Origin of the sequence: Ruminococcus flavefaciens, from assembly GCF_900119075.1 — a bacterium.
GTDB classification, from domain to species: domain Bacteria; phylum Bacillota; class Clostridia; order Oscillospirales; family Ruminococcaceae; genus Ruminococcus; species Ruminococcus flavefaciens_Q.
In genome coordinates this window covers 1-19,235 of sequence record NZ_FPIP01000007.1, presented here as the reverse complement: position 1 = coordinate 19,235, position 19,235 = coordinate 1, and the positions used below count along the sequence as shown (strand labels likewise).

11 protein-coding genes are annotated in these 19,235 nt (G+C 46.0%); 9 read left to right on the top strand and 2 right to left on the bottom strand.

What is annotated here, in order from left to right; all coding sequences use genetic code 11:
• The first annotated feature begins 2 nt into the window (after nucleotides 1-2).
• The 6 genes from lgt (at nucleotide 3) to BT105_RS10405 (ending at nucleotide 8,079) form a co-directional block, all read left to right on the top strand.
• Nucleotides 3-1,178: a prolipoprotein diacylglyceryl transferase gene (gene lgt / locus BT105_RS10430; RefSeq protein WP_072300694.1), complete on the top strand. Its 1,176-nt coding sequence runs from the start codon at nucleotides 3-5 to the stop codon at nucleotides 1,176-1,178.
• Nucleotides 1,179-1,180: 2 nt separating this feature from the next.
• A complete protein-coding gene (gene folD / locus BT105_RS10425) occupies nucleotides 1,181-2,038 on the top strand; it encodes a bifunctional methylenetetrahydrofolate dehydrogenase/methenyltetrahydrofolate cyclohydrolase FolD (protein WP_028515806.1) in 858 nt (285 codons plus the stop codon).
• 249 nt (nucleotides 2,039-2,287) lie between these two features.
• The gene (locus BT105_RS10420) at nucleotides 2,288-3,691 is read left to right on the top strand and encodes a sodium-dependent transporter (RefSeq protein ID WP_072300693.1); all 1,404 of its coding nucleotides are present in this window, start codon (nucleotides 2,288-2,290) and stop codon (nucleotides 3,689-3,691) included.
• 395 nt (nucleotides 3,692-4,086) lie between these two features.
• Nucleotides 4,087-5,778, top strand: a complete 1,692-nt coding sequence (locus BT105_RS10415) for an MBOAT family O-acyltransferase (protein ID WP_242940121.1) — start codon at nucleotides 4,087-4,089, stop codon at nucleotides 5,776-5,778.
• A gap of 12 nt (nucleotides 5,779-5,790) precedes the next feature.
• Nucleotides 5,791-6,738 (top strand): GDSL-type esterase/lipase family protein, encoded by a 948-nt coding sequence (locus tag BT105_RS10410; RefSeq protein WP_072300692.1) that lies wholly within the window; start codon nucleotides 5,791-5,793, stop codon nucleotides 6,736-6,738.
• Between the two features lie 24 nt (nucleotides 6,739-6,762).
• Nucleotides 6,763-8,079, top strand: a complete 1,317-nt coding sequence (locus tag BT105_RS10405) for a protein kinase domain-containing protein (RefSeq protein WP_072300691.1) — start codon at nucleotides 6,763-6,765, stop codon at nucleotides 8,077-8,079.
• 176 nt (nucleotides 8,080-8,255) lie between these two features.
• Here the strand turns inward: BT105_RS10405 and BT105_RS10400 are convergent, their stop codons facing one another.
• Nucleotides 8,256-8,561, bottom strand: a complete 306-nt coding sequence (locus BT105_RS10400; RefSeq protein ID WP_072300690.1) for a hypothetical protein — start codon at nucleotides 8,559-8,561, stop codon at nucleotides 8,256-8,258.
• A gap of 50 nt (nucleotides 8,562-8,611) precedes the next feature.
• The gene (locus BT105_RS10395) at nucleotides 8,612-9,883 is read right to left on the bottom strand and encodes a hemolysin family protein (RefSeq protein WP_072300689.1); all 1,272 of its coding nucleotides are present in this window, start codon (nucleotides 9,881-9,883) and stop codon (nucleotides 8,612-8,614) included.
• 814 nt (nucleotides 9,884-10,697) lie between these two features.
• Here BT105_RS10395 and BT105_RS10390 point away from each other — a divergent pair.
• The 3 genes from BT105_RS10390 to BT105_RS10380 all read left to right on the top strand — a co-directional run.
• On the top strand, nucleotides 10,698-10,871 hold the full coding sequence (locus BT105_RS10390) for a YccF domain-containing protein (protein WP_081367863.1): 174 nt from the start codon (nucleotides 10,698-10,700) through the stop codon (nucleotides 10,869-10,871).
• Nucleotides 10,868-11,386: a putative ABC transporter permease gene (locus BT105_RS10385; RefSeq protein WP_072300688.1), complete on the top strand. Its 519-nt coding sequence runs from the start codon at nucleotides 10,868-10,870 to the stop codon at nucleotides 11,384-11,386. Before BT105_RS10390 ends, BT105_RS10385 begins: the two co-directional genes overlap by 4 nt.
• A gap of 1,019 nt (nucleotides 11,387-12,405) precedes the next feature.
• Nucleotides 12,406-19,235: MBG domain-containing protein (locus BT105_RS10380; protein WP_143186576.1), on the top strand; the 6,830-nt coding region annotated here is incomplete at its 3' end.

The following is a 19,235-nucleotide window of genomic DNA, read 5'->3' as shown; positions in this document are numbered from 1 at the left end:
AAATGTCCACAGAAACACTATTAGAACCACACGAAATACAATTTCCCGAACTTGGCTGGAAATTCATTATTGATCCTACCGCATTCTCGGTATTCGGCTTTGATATCCAGTGGTACGGAATAATCATCACACTCGGACTTATCCTTGCACTTATCTACGCTCTTCCAAGAATGAAGCGCTTCGGACTTGACTCCGACAGAACTGTTGACGCCATTATCGGCGGAGTTATCGGCGGTATCATCGGTGCGCGCATATACTACGTGCTCATGCGCTGGGACGAATACAAGGGCGACTGGAAAGCTATCATCAACACCCGTCAGGGCGGTCTCGCCATTTACGGCGGTATCATAGGAGCCCTGCTTGTCGGTCTTACCATATGCAAGATACGCAAGGTCAAAATGCTCCCAATGCTTGATATCACGGCACTTGGTTTTCTCATCGGACAAGGCATCGGACGCTGGGGCAACTTCTTCAATCAGGAGGCATTCGGTACGAATACCGACTTCTTCCTCGGCATGACTGGCGGTACTATCCAGCGCACTATCAGCGACGGTATGCAAATGGGCGGAGATATGTACAACAACGGTCTCAATATGCTCTGGGAAAAGCCCGTTCACCCCTGCTTCTTCTACGAATCAGTATGGTGTCTGCTTGGATTTGTGATACTCTCATTCTGGTCAAAGCGCAGAAAGTACGACGGACAGATATTCCTCATGTACCTTGCATGGTACGGCGCTGAGCGCTTTGTAGTTGAGGGGCTCCGCACAGACAGCCTTATGCTGGGCAATATCCGTATCTCGCAGGCTCTTTCGGCAGTTATCTTCGTAGCCTCAGTGATACTCCAGATAGTGCTCTTCTCCAAGAAAAAGCGCGATCCCGAGTGTATGCCGCTCTATGTGAATACAGAAGAATCGCACCACCTCATCGAGGAGTCACGCCGCAAGAAAATGGGTATCTCCCACGAGGACGCCAAAATAGACGGCATTGACGACGACGAGCTGGATATACTTAACGATGATGACGATGATTTCGACGAGTCAGAGCTGGACTTTGACGATGATGACGACGACTTCGACGACGATGATGACGAAGCTCCTGCAAAACCTGCGGAGGCTTCTGAAAATAAAGATGATGACACAGAGGACGAAAAGTCCGATGAAAACAAGGAGGATAAATAACCATGGGACAGATAATCGACGGAAAAGCAGTTTCAGCAGCAGTAAAGGCTGAAGTTGCAGAGGAAACAGCCAAGCTCAGGGAAGAAAAGGGACTTAAAGTTGGTCTTGCGGTAGTTATCGTAGGAAACAACCCTGCTTCAAGAGTTTATGTAAACAACAAGAAAAAGGCTTGCGAAGCTGTAGGCTTCCAGTCATTCGAGTACGCTCTCGACGAGAACACCACTCAGGAGCAGCTCCTCGACCTTGTAAACGTACTTAACCGCGACGACAGAGTAAACGGCATTCTTGTACAGCTTCCTCTGCCGAAGCACATCGACGAAAAGGCTGTTATCAACGCTATCTCCCCTGATAAGGACGTTGACGCCTTCCACCCTATCAACGTTGGAAAGATAATGATAGGCGAATATTCATTCCTGCCATGTACTCCCGCAGGCGTTATGCGCCTTATCGAGAGCACAGGCACAGATATCACAGGCAAGCAGTGCGTAGTTATCGGCAGAAGCAATATCGTCGGCAAGCCTCAGGCTATGCTTCTTCTCCAGAAGAACGGCACAGTTACTATCTGCCACTCCAAGACCAAGAACCTCAAGGAAGTATGCCTCGGCGCTGATATCCTCGTAGTTGCTATCGGACGCGCTAACTTCGTTACAGGCGACATGATAAAGGAAGGCGCTGTAGTTATCGACGTAGGCATGAACCGTCTCGACAATGGCAAGCTCTGCGGCGACGTTGAGTTCGAGTCCGCCGAGAAGAAGGCTTCATTCATCACTCCCGTACCCGGCGGCGTAGGTCCTATGACTATCGCAATGCTAATGAAGAACACCCTCACAGCTGCTAAACAGCAGGCAGGTATCGAGTGAGTAGTGAGTAGTAAGTAGAGAGTAGTAATTAGTAGGGGGCGATGCCTAACAGGCACCCGTACCCTCTGTCCTGCGGACATCTCCCTGCACAGCAGGGAGTCACCCACATCGCCCCGTTTAGGAACGGCGTTTCGCCGTTCCTTTTTCTTTTTTGATGTTATGCAGAACTTGATATTGATTTTTCCTATTACTAATGCTATAATTATACTTGTATTGCATTATTACGACAAAATGAAAGGACAAATTCATATGAATGACACGAAAAAAGCCTCCGAGCGAGGCGGATTTGGTTCAAAAATAGGCTTCATACTTGCCGCGGCAGGCTCTGCGGTAGGTCTGGGCAATATCTGGAGATTCCCATATCTTGCCGCTAAATACGGCGGCGGCTTCTTCCTGCTGGTATATCTCATTTTTGCCATGACTTTCGGCTTCACCCTCATGCTTACAGAGATTGCTATCGGCAGGCGCACAGGCAAAAGTGTTATCGGCGCTTACAAAGCCGTTGACAAGCGCTTCTCATTCCTCGGAGTCCTTGCCGCTGTTATCCCTGCGCTGATACTCCCCTACTACTGCGTTATCGGCGGCTGGGTGCTGAAATACATGACGGTATTCGTCTCAGGAGGCGGAGCTGCGGCTGCCGAAGCAGAATACACAGGCGCTTCACCTGACGTTAAGCTAACATTCTTCGAGCACTTCATCGGACTGCTGGGACAGCCTTCTCTCTTCTTCATAATATTCGTGCTTCTCACCTCTATCGCTGTATTTATCGGCGTTGAAAAGGGCATAGAGATGGTCAGCAAATTCCTTATGCCAGTACTTCTGCTGCTTATCGTTGGTATCGCAGTATACACCCTTACTCTTGACGGCGCAGGCGAAGGACTCAAATACTACCTGCTCCCCAATTTTGAGGGATTCACACTGCCAAAGCTACTGCAAACAATTGCGGCAGCCTGCGGACAGCTTTTCTACTCGATGTCAATAGCAATGGGTATCATGATAACCTACGGCTCATACATGAGAAAAGAGGACTCCCTCGAAAGCTCAGTCCGTCAGATAGAGATATTCGATACCGCCGTTGCTTTTCTCGCAGGACTTATCATCGTGCCTGCGGTGTTCGTATTCTCAGGCGGAGATCAGGCTGCTCTCAACAAAGGTCCCGGACTCATGTTCATTACCCTGCCGAAGGTATTCGCTGAAATGCCTGCAGGACAGGTAATAGGCTCAGCATTCTTCATTCTCGTTGTTCTGGCGGCTCTTACCTCCTCAATATCCCTTATGGAGACCGTAGTTGCCGTAGTTATGGAGAAATTCAAGCTCAGCCGTGCAAAGAGCTGCTGTATCGTAATAGTATTCACCCTTATCATGGGTATGCTCTCTGTAATGGGCTACAGCATATGGGCTGACGTAAAGGTCTTTGGTATGCAGATACTTGATTTCTTCGACTTTACCACAAACAACCTTATGATGCCTGTGCTTGCATTCCTCACCTGTATACTTGTCGGCTATGCGGTCAAGACCAGATATATCGAGGAGGAGGTAATGTTCGGCGAAAAGCGTTTCCGCTCAAAGCTCCTCTACAGCGTAATGATAAAGGCAGTATGCCCGATATGCATGATAATGATACTTATTACGCCATTTGTAACAGATATTTAAGATGTATTCCCGTAAGGAACGCCGTTCTCGGCGTTCCTTTTTTGTAGGGGCGAACATCGTTCGCCCGAAATAGCCGCAAAAACTAACGGGCGCACACTGTGCGCCCCTACAAATAGATATTCGGGGTTATTTCGTTAGGCGCGGACTGCCAAAGGCAGCCCCTACATTCTTAGTTCTCAGCTCTTAGTTCTGCTAATCACTAATCACTAATAACTAATCGCTAAAAAGCGGCTGTTTACTGCAAATTGCTACATTATTCCAAAGGTATTGACATTTATATATCAAACGTGTAAAATAGTAATGTATGAGTTTTTATAACGCTATTTTCCGCAGATAATACATACTATGACATTCTGCGTTTTAATAATAAATGAATTAATTAAAGGGTGGTATATTTGGTTTTCAGCAGCTTGGAATTTATTTTCATATTCCTGCCTGTTTTTTTGATTGCCTATTCGGCGTCTGAGAAAAAATACAGAAACATCGTTTTAGTCGTATCGAGCATAATTGCAGGCTACGCCGTTTTCGGCGTACTGCACCTGACGAGTATCCTCAACATTGCGCTCTACTTGGCGGCTGTGTTCTGGCTTTTGTTCGAGTCCTGCACAGCTCCCGAAAAGCGGTACCGATGTGACGTAATAATCATAGCAAGCGCCGTTGCAGGCTATGTCCTGTTCCACGACCACGGACTCTTCAAGCCCGTACCCGTACTGATATTCCTGCTGACAACGGGATTTCTCCTTGCACACGCCTACTCCTCCACAAGGATAGAGTATCAGAACCTTGTGATATTCACAGGAAGCGTCCTGTTCTACAGCTTCGGCGTAAAAAAGCCCGTGTATATCCTGCTTTTCCTGTTGACGGTGCTTCTGAACTTCATCGTTGCACAGTTCATCGAGAACAGCCGCTACGTTAAGAAGCTCTGGCTGTTCTTTGGCATAGTTTTCAACTTCTGGTGGCTTATCTTCTTCAAATACTGGACTTTCGGCACGGAAAATATCAACAATATCTTCCACCAGAGCCTGACGCTGAAAAATATAATCCTGCCTATCGGTATCAGCTTCTACACATTCCAGAACGTTTCCTACATAATCGACATATACCGCGGCAAGGCTAAAGCCGAAAAGAACCTCGTCAACTACGGCGCATACATCACTATGTTCCCTCAGCTCATCGCAGGTCCTATCGTTACCTTTGACCACGTCGCAAAGGAGCTGAAAAGCCGTACCCACACCATTGCACAGGTCGAGGACGGTCTCAAGACCTTCACTATCGGTCTGGGCTACAAAGTGCTTATCGCCAATCAGATAGGAGGTCTGTGGAGCGATATCTCCATGATAGGCTATGAGAGCATTTCCTCAAGGCTTGCATGGCTGGGTATATTTGCTTACTCATTCCAGCTCTACTTCGACTTCTGCGGCTATTCCCTCATGGCGATAGGTCTGGGCAGAGTAATGGGCTTTGAGCTTCCAAAGAACTTTGACCACCCCTATATGTCGCTGACTATGACCGAGTTCTGGCGTCGCTGGCATATGACGCTGGGCTCATGGTTCAAGGACTACATCTATATCCCTCTCGGCGGAAACCGCAAGGGCGAGGGACGAATGGTGTTCAATATGCTTGTTGTTTGGCTGTTCACAGGTCTGTGGCACGGCGCAAGCTGGAACTTTGTACTTTGGGGACTGGTGCTTTTCATCATTATCATGACGGAAAAATTCTGGACAGGCAAGACTCTGAACAGGATAAAGCCCCTCGGTCACTTGTATATGCTGATTATAATCCCCGTAACATGGCTGTTATTCGCAATCACCGACTTCCATGAGCTGGGAATATACTTCAAAAGGCTTATCCCGTTCCTGCCTCAGAAGACATTTGCAATTATGGACAAGGACTACGCATTTTACTGGACGAAATACTGGAAATACTTTGCAGCGGCTCTCCTGTTCTCCACAAGGATACCCGAGGCTGTCTACAAGAAGATAAAGCATTCCATTTTAACAGCAATACTGCTGATTCTGGTATTCTGTGCGGCTGTATACTGTATGTACAGAGGCATGGACGATCCATTCATGTATTTCAGATTCTAAGGAGAGAAAAAATTGAGCAAGTTAAAACAATGCATATACACGGTGATACTTCTGCTCACCTGTCTGGTGGCTTCACCGTACATATATAAGCAGATTTGGAAGGACAGCGAATTGGTAACGCCCAAGGCTGCCGCAAAGGAGCCATCTGCCGCAGCACCTGCGGCTGAGACGACCACCACAGCTTCTCAGGAGAGCACAACAGAGGCTCAGCCCACATCAGAGGGCGAAACAACTGCTCCTGCCACACAGGAACAACCCACAGAGCCTACAACTTCTCCCGTAAACTGGGTGCAGAGCGGTCCCGAGTACTTCGACGACGCACTGTTTATCGGCGATTCACGTACAGTGGGTATCTCGAACTACGGTACTCTGAAAAATGCGGATTACTTCTGCGATATCGGTCTTTCGGCATATAAGATAGATAACTCCTATGTAAACGGCAAGACCATCTGGGAGTTCCTCAGCGGCAAGAAATACGGCAAAATTTACGTAATGCTGGGTATCAACGAGGTAGGCAACGACTTTGAATACACTGTTGCGGCTTACAGAAAGCTTGTGGACGGCATTCGTCAGGCTCAGCCCGACGCCCTTATATACTTACAGGGAAATCTCCACGTTACCACAGCAGGTCAGACTCAGTATATAACCAACGAGCGCATTGATATCCTAAACAGCAGGATACAGGAGCTCGCCGACAACAAAAAGACCTTCTATATATGCGTAAACGGAGTCTTTGACGACGAAAACGGCGCTCTTACAGCAGATTACGCCAGCGACGGCGTTCACGTTCTTGCAAAATATTACGCAACATGGTGCGACTGGCTCTGTCAGAATACTGTTGCACCTTCTGCGCCTGCAGCAACAGAAGCAGCAAAGACAGAAACTACAGAGGCTTCAACTTATACATCTGAGCCTGCTGTAACAACACGTCCTCAGAACGAAAGCTTTTCAAACCAGTAATATCCATACCGAAAGGAGTACACCATGGCAGAACTAAAAGTAGGATACAAGGGCAGAACTGTATATAATTCCACATTTACCATTCTCGAATTCCTCGGCGGCGGCGGACAGGGAAATGTCTACAGAGTCGAGTGCGGCGGCAAGGAAATGGCGCTGAAATGGTATCACAAGTCCACTATCGACAAGATGAAGAACCCGCAGGAATTCTACGAAAACCTCAAGGCTAACATAAAAAAAGGCGCTCCCACAAGTGCATTTCTCTGGCCTGAGGAGCTCTCCAACTGGATAGACGGCAGCTTCGGCTACATCATGCCACTCCGTCCAAAGGGCTATGAGGAGCTTACACGCTTTCTGCTGTGGGATCCCAAGACACGCCGCATGAAGGCAAGCTTCGCAAATATTACTGCTCGCTGCAACGCAGCTATCAATATCATCGAGGGCTTCCGTGCTCTCCACAACGACGGCTACAGCTATCAGGACTTAAATAACGGAAACTTCTTCATAAATCCGCAGAACGGCGACGTTCTCATATGCGACAACGACAATGTTTCCGAGCGCGGCGTAAACTTCGGTATCGCTGGCAAACAGCGCTATATGGCTCCCGAGGTAGTTCTCGGCGGAGCTCCCGACAAGCGCTCTGACCGTTTCTCACTGGCTGTTATCCTGTTCCGTATGCTGTTCATAGAGCACCCTCTGGAGGGCAAGTATTCTACTCCCCCGTGTATGACTCCCGAGCTTGAAAAGAAATTCTACGGCAGCGATCCTGTTTTCGTTCTTGATCCCGAGGACGACAGAAATGCCGCAAACAATCAGCTCAACACAAATACTCTCCGTTTCTGGAAGATATATCCCGACTATATCCGCGACCTGTTCATTCAGTCCTTCGGAAAGAGCTCCGTTAAGCCCCCATATGACCGAGTTATCGAGCTCACATGGCTTGACGCTTTCGTAAGGCTCAGAAGCGAGACTGTTCCCTGCCCTCACTGCGGCAAGGAGACATTCATCGCGCCGAAATACTCCGTGAACTGTATGTACTGCGGCGGTCAGCTCACCTGCACAGAGAGCATAAAGTTCAAACGCTTTGAGCTGCCCTCATTCGGCGGAGCTAAGCTCTACGAGGGCATGACAGGCGACACCGACGGCGACTTCCACAAGGTCATCGGCGAGGTAGTCCGCAACAAGAAAGACCCAAGCAAGCACGCTTTGCGCAATCTCACCAACGATACATGGAACGTAAAGCTCCCCGACAATACGGTAAAAACCGTTGAGCCGCAGGGCATAATGCCTATAAACAAGGGCTTCGTCCTCACTATCGGCAGAAGCGAGGGCACTGTAGAATGACAAAGAACCCGAAACAGTTATACTGTTTCGGGTTCTTTTGTAGGGGACGCCGCCCTCGGCGTCCCGTCAATTACGTTGCAAATAACATGAAATCATTGTAGTGGCTGGCGTCCCCGACAGCCCGTTAGTTCCGTTGCAATTGTGGGACGTCGAGGACGCCGTCCCCCTACAAATGGTTATTCCGAATCCTTGAAACGGCGTTTCGTACATAAGCATTTTACTATACCTATAATAATCAGCACAGGAGCTATAATTATCAGCAGAAGTCCTGCCTTTTCGATGATATTGAGCTCCCCGAACAGCCTGTCTGTCAGGAATATCGCAGTGGGAGCGTCCGCACCGCCGATAATGCCTATTCCCTCAGGCTCGGGAGCTGTAAGAATGTTCACAAGCAGAAATATAGTACGGATATTAGCAAGTATACCTGCCAAAAGCAGTATTGCTCCCGAAATAATATACGCCTTTCCGCTTTTCTTTTTCATGGCTTCACCTCTGATAATCGCATGGGCGGATAATATCCGCCCCTACAATACTATTCTTCGTCCTCGTCTTCTTCGTCATCATCGTCTGTTGGAAGAACCTCGATAATGACCTTTTCAACGTTCTGTTCGTTTACCTCGGCGGCAGTTATGCGGAAAATACCGCTCTCGGCGGTCTCCCCTGCCTCTGGGATATGCTCCATAACGTCTGTCACCCAGCCGCCTACAGAGGTATAATCCGTGGTTATCATATCATCGTCAAGGTCAAGCATTTCAAGCATATCGCTTATGCTCATATCGCCTGCAACCTCGTACTTATCGGGAGCAAGCATCATTATATTGGTCTCTATCTCGTCGTCCTCGTCGTATATCTCGCCGACGAGCTCCTCGATGATATCCTCAAGGGTAACGATACCCTTGGTACCGCCGTACTGGTCGATAACTACTGCAAGATGTACCTTTGAGCGCTGCATATCACGCATAGCCTCGCTTATAAGCTTGGTATCGGCAATGTGCGGAACTTCCTGTATTATGGAGTTAACATCGTTTCCGCCCTCAACAAGCATTTTGAAGAACGCCTTGTTTGTGATGATACCCACGATATTGTCAAGGCTTTTCTCATAAACGGGCAGACGGGAGTACATCTCGCTGCTGAATATCTCCTTTATCTCGTCGATAGTGGAGCCAAGCTCCACGCCAATGACCTTGACACGGGGGATAAGTATCTCGTTTATGGTTATCTCGTCAAATTCAAGAGCGCTCTTTACCAGCTCGCTCTCCTGCTCCTCGATAACGCCCTGCTCCTCTATCTCGTCTATCATGTATTTCAGCTCGTCCTCGGTAACGCTGGGAGCCTCATCGCCCTTGGCAATAGCCGACGAGAGCTTGTTCAGCAGCCACACAAAGGGCTTGAACACCATAACAAGGAACGAAAGAGGCGCAGCAAACGCAAGCGCCAGTTTTTCAGCGTTTTTCTTGGCGTAGGACTTGGGGAGCACCTCGCAGAAGATAAGCACCAGCACGGTTATCACAATAGTGGACACCGCCGCGCCCTTGCTGCCCATTATACTTATAAATATGATAGTGCTCACTGACGATGTTGCGATATTGACGATATTGTTGCCGATAAGGACTGCCGTCAGCACCTCGTCGAAGCGGTTTGCAAGCTTCAGGGCTTTTTTGGCTTTTTTGCTGCCCTGAGCCTCATAATTCTTCAGACGAAGCTTGTTGACGCTGGAGTAGGCAGTTTCGGTACTTGAAAATATCGCCGAAAATATCATCATCGCAACTACAAGAACTATCTTCCATATATCTGAACTGTCCATAGTTTTCCTTTCCTTAATAATATATAATATTTTTATTATATCATAAAAAAACAGAAAAAGCAACATTCACGGCTAAAAAACTAATGTTTATAATAACTTTAACGCCAAAAGGCGGCGTGGGCTCCGCGCTTATATCATATATATCAGAATAATGCAAGTAATTTGGGTAATTAGTGAACTGTTATTTATGCTGATACTATGAACGGGATTCCAAAGGGACTGTGTTCCTTTGGCAGAGTCCAGAGGCAGCGCCTCTGGTGGGGTGACTCCCCACGGTGTGGGGAGATGTCGCAAAGCGACAGAGGGGCTGGGGCGATTAGCCTGGGGCAAAGCCCCACAGTTACGAAGGCGCTTCGCAAGGGGTGAATCAAAAAACAGTCCGGTGGACTGTTTTTTGAGAGGGGACGCCTTGCAACGCAAGATTCCCTTATCAAAGAAAAGTAATTCAATCCGAATAGGAACAAATCTTTATAGGGCGTTAATATATCTTGTATACTTTTATAAAAAATACCTTTGATAACGTTCAAGCGTTATTAAAGGTATTTTTCTTCTCAAGCCTTAGAATAATATGTAGGCTTAATTATTTCATTTAGCATTTTCGCAAAGTATTACTCACAAATACGTCAATGTCAAAACAAGTCTCACCATTATCTTATGACCTTCAATGCAATATTGTAACTTTTTCTATGATTATTGTATTAAGTTATCTAAGTTCTTTTTAGTTCCATTCCACGCTTTATTAAGCATGTCAAATACATATTTATTATTTTATGAAGTCACAGGCAGTGACAAAACACATGAAAAGAGGGTAAATATGGGGTGCATAGGTAATTTATTATGGTTCATATTCGGAGGATTTGCCAGCGGGCTCAGCTGGCTTCTGGCAGGAGTTCTGTGGTGTATCACCATAATCGGCATACCGATAGGCAAGCAGTGCTTCAAGCTGGCAAAGCTGGCTCTTATGCCGTTCGGGGCTAAGGTAAGATGAAAAAAGAGTGGACGCGGATATTCTTCCGATATGTATTCGAGTTCACGGCAGCAGGCTTCGTGGGCTGGCTTTATGAGGTAGCGACGACATGGATAATGTTCCGTTACTACGACAACCGCGGAATGCTCCATATGCCGATAATACCCATTTATTCCGTGGGAGCATTCATACTTCTTGCCCTGCTGAGAAAAAAGCGAAATCCGCTGTTCATCTTCCTGTTTGCAATGGCAGTGACGACGGTATTAGAGCTGGGAGCTTCATATCTGCTGGGATTCATCTTCCACGAGCAGTTCTGGACATACGAGACATGGTATTTCTCCATACTTGACAGGTCGAGCCTTATATCAAGCGCTATATTCGGAGTTCTTGCGGTGGCTTATTTTTACGGGCTTCACCCGCTGTCGGGTAAGCTCAGCGAGAAGCTCCCCGAACCAGTATGCCTCGGCACGGGAGCTTTTATGGCAGGAGCAATACTTACGGATATAGTCATATCATTCAGTGAACATCTTAAATAAAAAATCTGCCGAGCCCCTGAACGCGCTCCTCTATAGCGCACTATTCTGGAGTTGACATCTATAACTTCACGAATACTAACATCAACCGTGATTCAACTATATGTATAAATATGAGAGATCTCGTCAATTTGCAATAATACAAAAAATATTTACAAACTACTTGAAAAAGTTGTATCGTTGTGTTATAATAATCATATAACAGTTATATACTGCTATATAATTATTAACATTATGTAAATTTTTGTGAAAAGAGGTTGACTGATCCATGTGGTGGTCGTATTATTTGACAGACAGACAGACAGACAGACAGACATGGAATAACTGTGCCCTTTTACAATTCAATAATGATTTAAAAGCGTTCTGACGGGTTAACTATGCTCGTTGGTACGCTTTTTATATTTTACGGCGGCAAAGTCTCAGGGGGTTAAGAGGACGAGCCGTTACAGGAAGATTTTTTTATTATTAATAAGGAGGATTTTATTATGGCAAGCAATTTAAGTCATGGAATGAAGCGTGTTTTATCGGGTATAATGGCGCTTCTGATTGTAGCAGGCGGCAGCGGTCTCTATGCGAACGTGAAGGGAGGCGGATTGTTTGCCAATAATGTTTTGACGGCGAGTGCGGCAACGACATATTCCAGTGGAACAGGAATTGGATATGGATATGATCTCAAATATAACGATTTGAAAGTTGGAGATATTATTCAAGCCGGTGTAACATTTAAAAATCCCGGTTACAATGATAGATATAGTGCTACAACAGATAATTATTATTTGAACGTAGATGGTGTTCCCAAATTATTTTATACTCAGGATGGTGGAGAGACTTATACAACAGACCATATGTATATAGTAACAGATGTTACTCTTACCATCACAAGTCAATTAACTTATAGTAGAGGCCATATAACTTTAAGCTCACCTAAAGCAGAAGTTACCAGTGCTCCGGTTGCGAATACATTGACCTACACTGGTTCAGCTCAAGCTCTTGTAACAAGCGGTACTGCAAGTAACGGCACCATGAAATATAAGCTTGGTGACGGCAGTTGGCAAGATACTGTTCCCACTGCCACGAGTGTAGGAACATACACTGTTTACTATAAAGCGTCCGGCGGTACATATGGTGGTACGACCTATTCTGATTCGAGTGAAGGTTCTGTTGAAGTAACGATTAGTAAGGCATCAAACCCTTTGACCTTTAGCAATCAAAATGTCTCCAAATCCTTTAGCACAAGCGCACAGACTGCAACGCTGACAGGCGCGTCAAACGTACAGGGCACAGTATCATATGCTATCCAAAGCGGCAATTCTTCAAACTATTTCTCACTTAACGGTACACAGCTCACTATCGCTGCAAATACACCTGTGGGTACATATACACTCGGAATCAGGGCAACAGCTGCCGGAAACAGTAACTACAACAGCGGAACAAAGGATTCGACTGTTACGGTGACTGTCGGCAAGGCAGGTATTAACCCGTCAGTCTCTATGACAGGCTGGACATACGGCAGCACGGCAAGCAACCCGTCTGTCAGCGGAAATCCGGGCAATGGTACTCCAACTTATCAGTATAAGGTCAGCACCGAAGCAGACAGCGCCTACTCGAATACAAAGCCAAGCAACGCAGGGACATATACAGTCAAGGCTACCATTCCTGCGACCATTAATTACAACGGCGGAACAGCTACGGCTAATTTCACGATAAGCCCCAAGACCGTCAGCAATCCGACTATTGAGCTTAACCAGAGCAGCTACACTTATGACGGAAATGAAAAGAAACCTGCTGTTGTAGTCAAGGACGGCAGCACTGTCATCCAAGCAGACGAATACACAGCAAGCTATTCAAATAATAAAAATGCAGGCACGGCGACTGTTACTATTACCGATAAGGCAAACGGTAACTATACCGTAAGCGGCTCTAAGAATTTTACTATAAACAAGGCTGCTTCTTCTGCTTCTGCTCCGTCTGCAATAGACCTGACCTATAATACAAATCCGCAGGCGCTTGTCAACGCAGGCACAGCAAGCGGCGGTACACTCATGTATAAGGTAACCACAGAAGATAGCACGCCTGCAACAAACACTGACGGCTGGCGCGATTCTGTCCCTGAAATGACTAATGCAGGTACATATTATGTATGGTACTATGTCAAGGGAGACAGCAACCATAATGATTCTGCGGTCGAGAAAGTTGCTGTTGAAATAAAGCAGGCGGATAACTCTATAAATGCCCCTGCTGCAAGGTCGGGACTTACCTACACAAGCAAGGCTCAGTCGCTTGTTACCAAGGGCAGTGCAGCACACGGTACACTGTATTATGCAGTCGGTGATTCTGCTCTTGCTGCTGACAGCAGCGATTGGAGCACGGTTATCCCCAAGGGCACAGATGCAGGTACTTACAAGGTCTGGACAATGGCGAAAGACGCCGCAGGCAACTATAAAACTGTCATTTCTGCAACTCCTGTTGAGGTAACGATAGCAAAGAAAAGTATCAGCAGTGCAACTATCGTTTTGGACAAGACAAGCGTGCCCGATACTGCTACTAATCCGAATGTTACAGTCGTTATTGCGGGCAGCTTAGTCGTTCCTGCTGATGAATATGATTCTGCCTGCACAGTTGACAGTGACAACATCGGTACAGTTACTGTGACTGTCAAAGACATCAGCGAAAATTTTACTGGCAGTGCAACCACTGATTATGTTGTTGGTACGGATATCCGCGATGCAGTTGTGACGCTTGATCCGGAAACTGAGTCATATCGGGCTGAGCAGATCAGACCTCATGTAACAGTTGTTTATGAGGGCGAGGAGCTTATAGAGGGTACTGATTACAGACTGGAGTACGGCGAGAATACTGCGGTAGGTATGGGTGCTGTCACAATCATCGGCAAGGGTACTTATGCAGGCAAGATCACGAAAAACTTCGTGATCTCCGCAAGAGATATTGCAAGCGTTCAAAGTGAAGCTATTGCTGACGTTACATTTGATAATACCGAAAAAGAGCCTGTTCCCGTTCTGAAAAACGGTGATGATACACTTCGTAAAGATACTGATTTTTACTGCTATTACAACAGCAACAAGGATCCGGGACAGGCACGTGTCGTAGTTGTCGGCAAGGGAAATTACAGCGACAGCAGAGTGCTGAATTTCAACATTATCGGACAGCTTAACAATAGTAGTTATACCTCGGCTTCTGTCAATAAGACGATCGTACTGAATGATAATAATACAGTCACGACCGATAGTTTCCGAAATGCTGATATTGACATCACATTCAACGGCAAGAAACTGACACTTGATACTGATTACATCGTAAAGTCTGTGGAATATCCGATTACAGGAAAGCATAAACAGGGTACAGTTACACTTGAGGGTAAGGCTTTTTACAAGGATACTGTTACTATTCCCTTTACAGCGAGAAATGCAAATCAGAAACTAACTGTCACAAATGAGATCGCCGAAGGCATTACGGTTTCAGGTGTTACGGCATCTGAAAATATTTACACACTTGCAGTAGAAAGCAGCTATACGATCACAAATAACACTGGGAAGATCCTAACGCTTACTGGTCAAAATCCTGTAACACTCGGAATTGGCGAAAGCTATGTGCTGACTGTTACAGATGAAGTGAATTATCAGCTTGCAGTTCATGATCATCCATATGCAGCAAGTGTGGCTGAAAACGGCTATCAGCTTGTGATTGGCTGTGCTGGAAATGATCTTGATGTATTGACACTTGCAGAAATCAATACTGATACAGAATACACTTTTGGTAATACTATTGATCCTGGTGTTACGCTGACTGAACGTTATGGCAAGAACGCAGAAATAAATAGCGTCAAGGTCTATAACAGCAGTGATCAGGAGATCACAGCGACTGCGCTGACGGGTGGGACGGTTCCTGTCGGCACATATACTGTGGCTGCGGTTGTTACATACAACGGTGCGACTTACACGCTAAAAAAACAGTTCACGATCAGCGCCAGAGCTTATACTGATACAACAGAGTACAGCATTTCTGCTCCTGCGCTCACCTTTAATGGCGGCGCTCAGACTCCTACATTTACGATAACAAGATCAGGTATTGCTCTCATTGAGGGTACAGATTTTGACTTTGGGTGGTCTGACGGCGGAGCCTTTAAAGAATTTGATGGTGCTCATGTATTCGCTCAGACGAATGCTGGTACTTATTCGGTAGCGATAAAGTTTAAGGGAAATTACACAGGTGAGACAACTGCTGATTGGACGATCAATCGGCTGATGATTTCTGAGAATTCAGCAGATACTGCTTCTAAGCTGAACGTTTCAGAAATTACAGCCGTAACATATAACCGTGCCGAGCAGACACCCGAGCCGACACTTGTGGTCGGAAACGCCACTCTTGTTAAGGGTACGGACTATACGCTTTCGTATGTTAATAATGTGAACGCAGGTACAGCTAACGTAACGATCAAACCTGTGGATATCAGCAATTACAGCTTTACGGAATTCACAAAGCAGTTTACGATCAACCCGAAACAGGTGACTCCCACAATCGTGCTCGGCAATGAAGTCCTGACCTATGACGGAAATGCAAAAGAAATGTCATTTACAGTCAAGGACGGTGATGCAGAGACAGGTGCTGTGATAGATGCTTCTGAGTATACATATTCCTATACAAATAACACATTGGCGGGAACAGGTACCGCAACGGTTACTGTTACAAATAATGCAGATAAAACAAACGGTAATTATATTATCAATGAGGCTTCAGCTAATTATAGTATTGCTAAGGCGAATATACTGACTGATGATGTGACTCCTCCGACTGCCGTTAACGGTCTTGTGTATGCTCCGGAAGCAAGCTATGGACTTGTAAATGCAGGTTCTGTAACAGGCAATATTGGTACGATCTGGTATCGTCTCGGCAATTACAGCGCATGGTCTGAGGATATTCCAACTGGCACAAATGCTTCCACATATACCATTTACTGGTATGTTAAGGGCGATAACAATCATAATGATCTTGGCAGCGAGGATGCACCTTTCGGTACAATCGACACGGCAAGTATTGCAGAAGCTGCAATATCAGTCGAAGCTGTCGGGTATGAAGGCGCATATGACGGTCAGGCTCACGGTATAAGCGTTAACGTAACAAATCCCGAGGGTGTAACCATATCCTATTCTACAAAAGCTGACGGCACGTATTCCGAAGCTGCGGTCACCTTTACGGACTTCACAGACGGAGCACAGACAGTTTACTACAAGGTCGAAAAGGAAAATTATGTGACAGCGACCGGTTATGCTACTGTCAACATCACGAAGAAAGATGTAACGGTAACTCCTGATGCGGAACAGACAAAGGTATTCGGCGAAACAGATCCGACTTTCACATATACATCGGTTGGCCTTGTTGGAGAGGATACCGTTTCAGGTACTCTGAGCAGAGCGGTAGGAGAAAATTTTGGCAAATATGCGTTTGCGATTGGCACGCTTGACGCTGGAAGCAACTATCAGGTACAGCTTGCGACAGGCGAGGATATTCCGAAGTTTGAAATCACAGCGAAGTCAATCAGTTCTGCTGATGTCATACTGAATAAGACGGCCTTCGATTTTGGAGACACTCCATATGAGCCTAATGTTGATTTTGTAATCATGGGCAGCACTATACTCATAAAAGGCACAGACTATACTGTATCTTACGAGAACAATAACAGTGCAGGTACGGGATCTGTTGTCATTAAAGGTATTAATAACTATACTGAAGAATACAGAGCGTATTTCATCATCGGCACAGATCTTACAAACGCAGAGATAACGGTTGATACCGCAGATCTTTTCTATGATGGAAGTGAAAAAAGACCTGCTGTAACAGTTATATACGGAAGCAATACTGTCAATGCCGATAACTATGAAGTAAACTACTCAGAAAACATCAATGCGGGAACTGCTGTGGTTACTATTACCGGAAAAGCTGAAAATGGCTATACAGGTACTGCATCTGCGACATTTGAAATCGCTAAGGCGAGAATAGCGACGGCCGAAGTGACTGGAACATTCTCGTATACAGGCACTGCAATTATTCCAGCAACTATCGTTGTAAAGGATGCAAATGAAAGCGTTATTGCTCCTGAAAACTACGACATTGAGTACATCAACAATACAAAGGTTGGTACGGCTTATGTGATCGTAACAGCAAAGAAAGGAACGAACTACACAGGTACAGCAGACGGAACATTTGTCATAGATCACGCTTACACAGCAGTAGCCGAGGTCAATGCATCCTGCGGAGCAGCAGGAGTAAAGGCACACTGGACAGATGAAAACGGTGCAGCATACCTCAAGAATGAAGAGGGAGCATATATTCCTGTAACAGCTGCCCAGCTTGCAATTGCAGTGACCGGAAATCACGACTATGGCACTGAAAATATACAGTGGTACTGGACGAATGACAATCAGGCGGTTGCAATATTTAAATGTGATGATTGCGGCGCAAAGACAACAGTCAATGCTGCTGTGGTGCCGACGAGAGTAGCTAATGGAATGAAGTATACAGCAACTGTGACCTTTGAGGAAGAAGAGTATTCGACATCAAAGACAGTACAGGATACGTATATCACAGCATTCTCCGAGATCACCGACTGGCAGTCTGCAAATACGACAGGCGGAGTTATCTTCAGCTACAGGTATAACTATGAAGGCGATACCGATCCTGTTTACGGATTTCTTTGCTACAGAGACGGTGTACTTGATAAGGATATGACAGTAGGAATGAACGGCGTAGCAAGCGTCATAAAGACGGCTGCAACCGGCACGATCGGAGCAAGTGACAAGGGTACAGGCATCTACCTGAGACCGTATATCCAGATTGGTGAAGAATACGTTTATGGCGAGCAAGTGTTTGTAAAGCACTCTGATTTGATGGATCAGAAGGCGTATGATGAAGCAACAACTGCAATAACAGGTTATGTCATGGCAAACAGCACCGGCGGTGTTATCTTCAATTACAGCAATACATATGGCGGAAATGAAAATGCAGAATATGGCTTCCTGTGCTATAGAGACGGCGTACTGAACAAGGATATGACTGTTGATATGGCTGGTATTGCAAGTGTGAAAAAGACAGCTGCTGAGGGAACGCTTGGAGCAAGCGACAAGGGAAATGGCATTTATCTGAGACCGTATATAAAGATCGGTGACAAGTACAAGTACGGAGATCAGGTATATGTAAAGCATTCCGAGCTTATGGCTCAAAAGGCATTTGATGAAGCGGCATCAAAGATCACGGGCTATACCATTGCAAATAAAAACGGAGGAGTTATCTTTAATTACAGTAATACATATAGCGGAAATGAAAATGCAGAATATGGCTTCCTGTGCTATAGAGACGGCGTAATGAACGAGAACATGACAGTTGGAATGGAAGGCATAGCAAGTATTAAAAAGACAACTGCCGAGGGAACACTCGGAGCAAGCGACAAAGGAAATGGTATTTATCTGAGATCATACATCAAGATCGGTGATAAATACAAGTACGGAGATCAGGTATATGTAAAGCATTCCGAGCTGCTCAAGCAGGAAACGCTGGCGGCAGCAACATCAAAGATAACAGGCTTTAAGGTAGCCAACAGCACCGGCGGTATCATTTTTAGTTACAAGAATACTTATGACGGACCAGAGAATGCAGTCTACGGTTTCCTGTGCTATAGAGACGGAGAACTGGATAAGGATATGACAGTCGGTATGGCTGGCGTAGCAAGCGTCATAAAGACGGCTGCAACCGGCACGATCGGAGCAAGTGACAATGGTACAGGCATCTACCTGAGACCATATATCCAGATCGGTGAAAACTATGTTTACGGTGATCAGGT

Excerpts from the sequence above, each read along its gene's own strand:
- lgt (WP_072300694.1), top strand. The coding sequence starts at position 3 with ATGTCCACAGAAACACTATTAGAACCACACGAAATACAATTTCCCGAA.
- folD (WP_028515806.1), top strand. The coding sequence starts at position 1,181 with ATGGGACAGATAATCGACGGAAAAGCAGTTTCAGCAGCAGTAAAGGCT.
- BT105_RS10420 (WP_072300693.1), top strand. The coding sequence starts at position 2,288 with ATGAATGACACGAAAAAAGCCTCCGAGCGAGGCGGATTTGGTTCAAAA.
- BT105_RS10405 (WP_072300691.1), top strand. The coding sequence starts at position 6,763 with ATGGCAGAACTAAAAGTAGGATACAAGGGCAGAACTGTATATAATTCC.
- BT105_RS10400 (WP_072300690.1), bottom strand. The coding sequence starts at position 8,561 with ATGAAAAAGAAAAGCGGAAAGGCGTATATTATTTCGGGAGCAATACTG.
- BT105_RS10395 (WP_072300689.1), bottom strand. The coding sequence starts at position 9,883 with ATGGACAGTTCAGATATATGGAAGATAGTTCTTGTAGTTGCGATGATG.
- BT105_RS10390 (WP_081367863.1), top strand. The coding sequence starts at position 10,698 with ATGGGGTGCATAGGTAATTTATTATGGTTCATATTCGGAGGATTTGCC.
- BT105_RS10385 (WP_072300688.1), top strand. The coding sequence starts at position 10,868 with ATGAAAAAAGAGTGGACGCGGATATTCTTCCGATATGTATTCGAGTTC.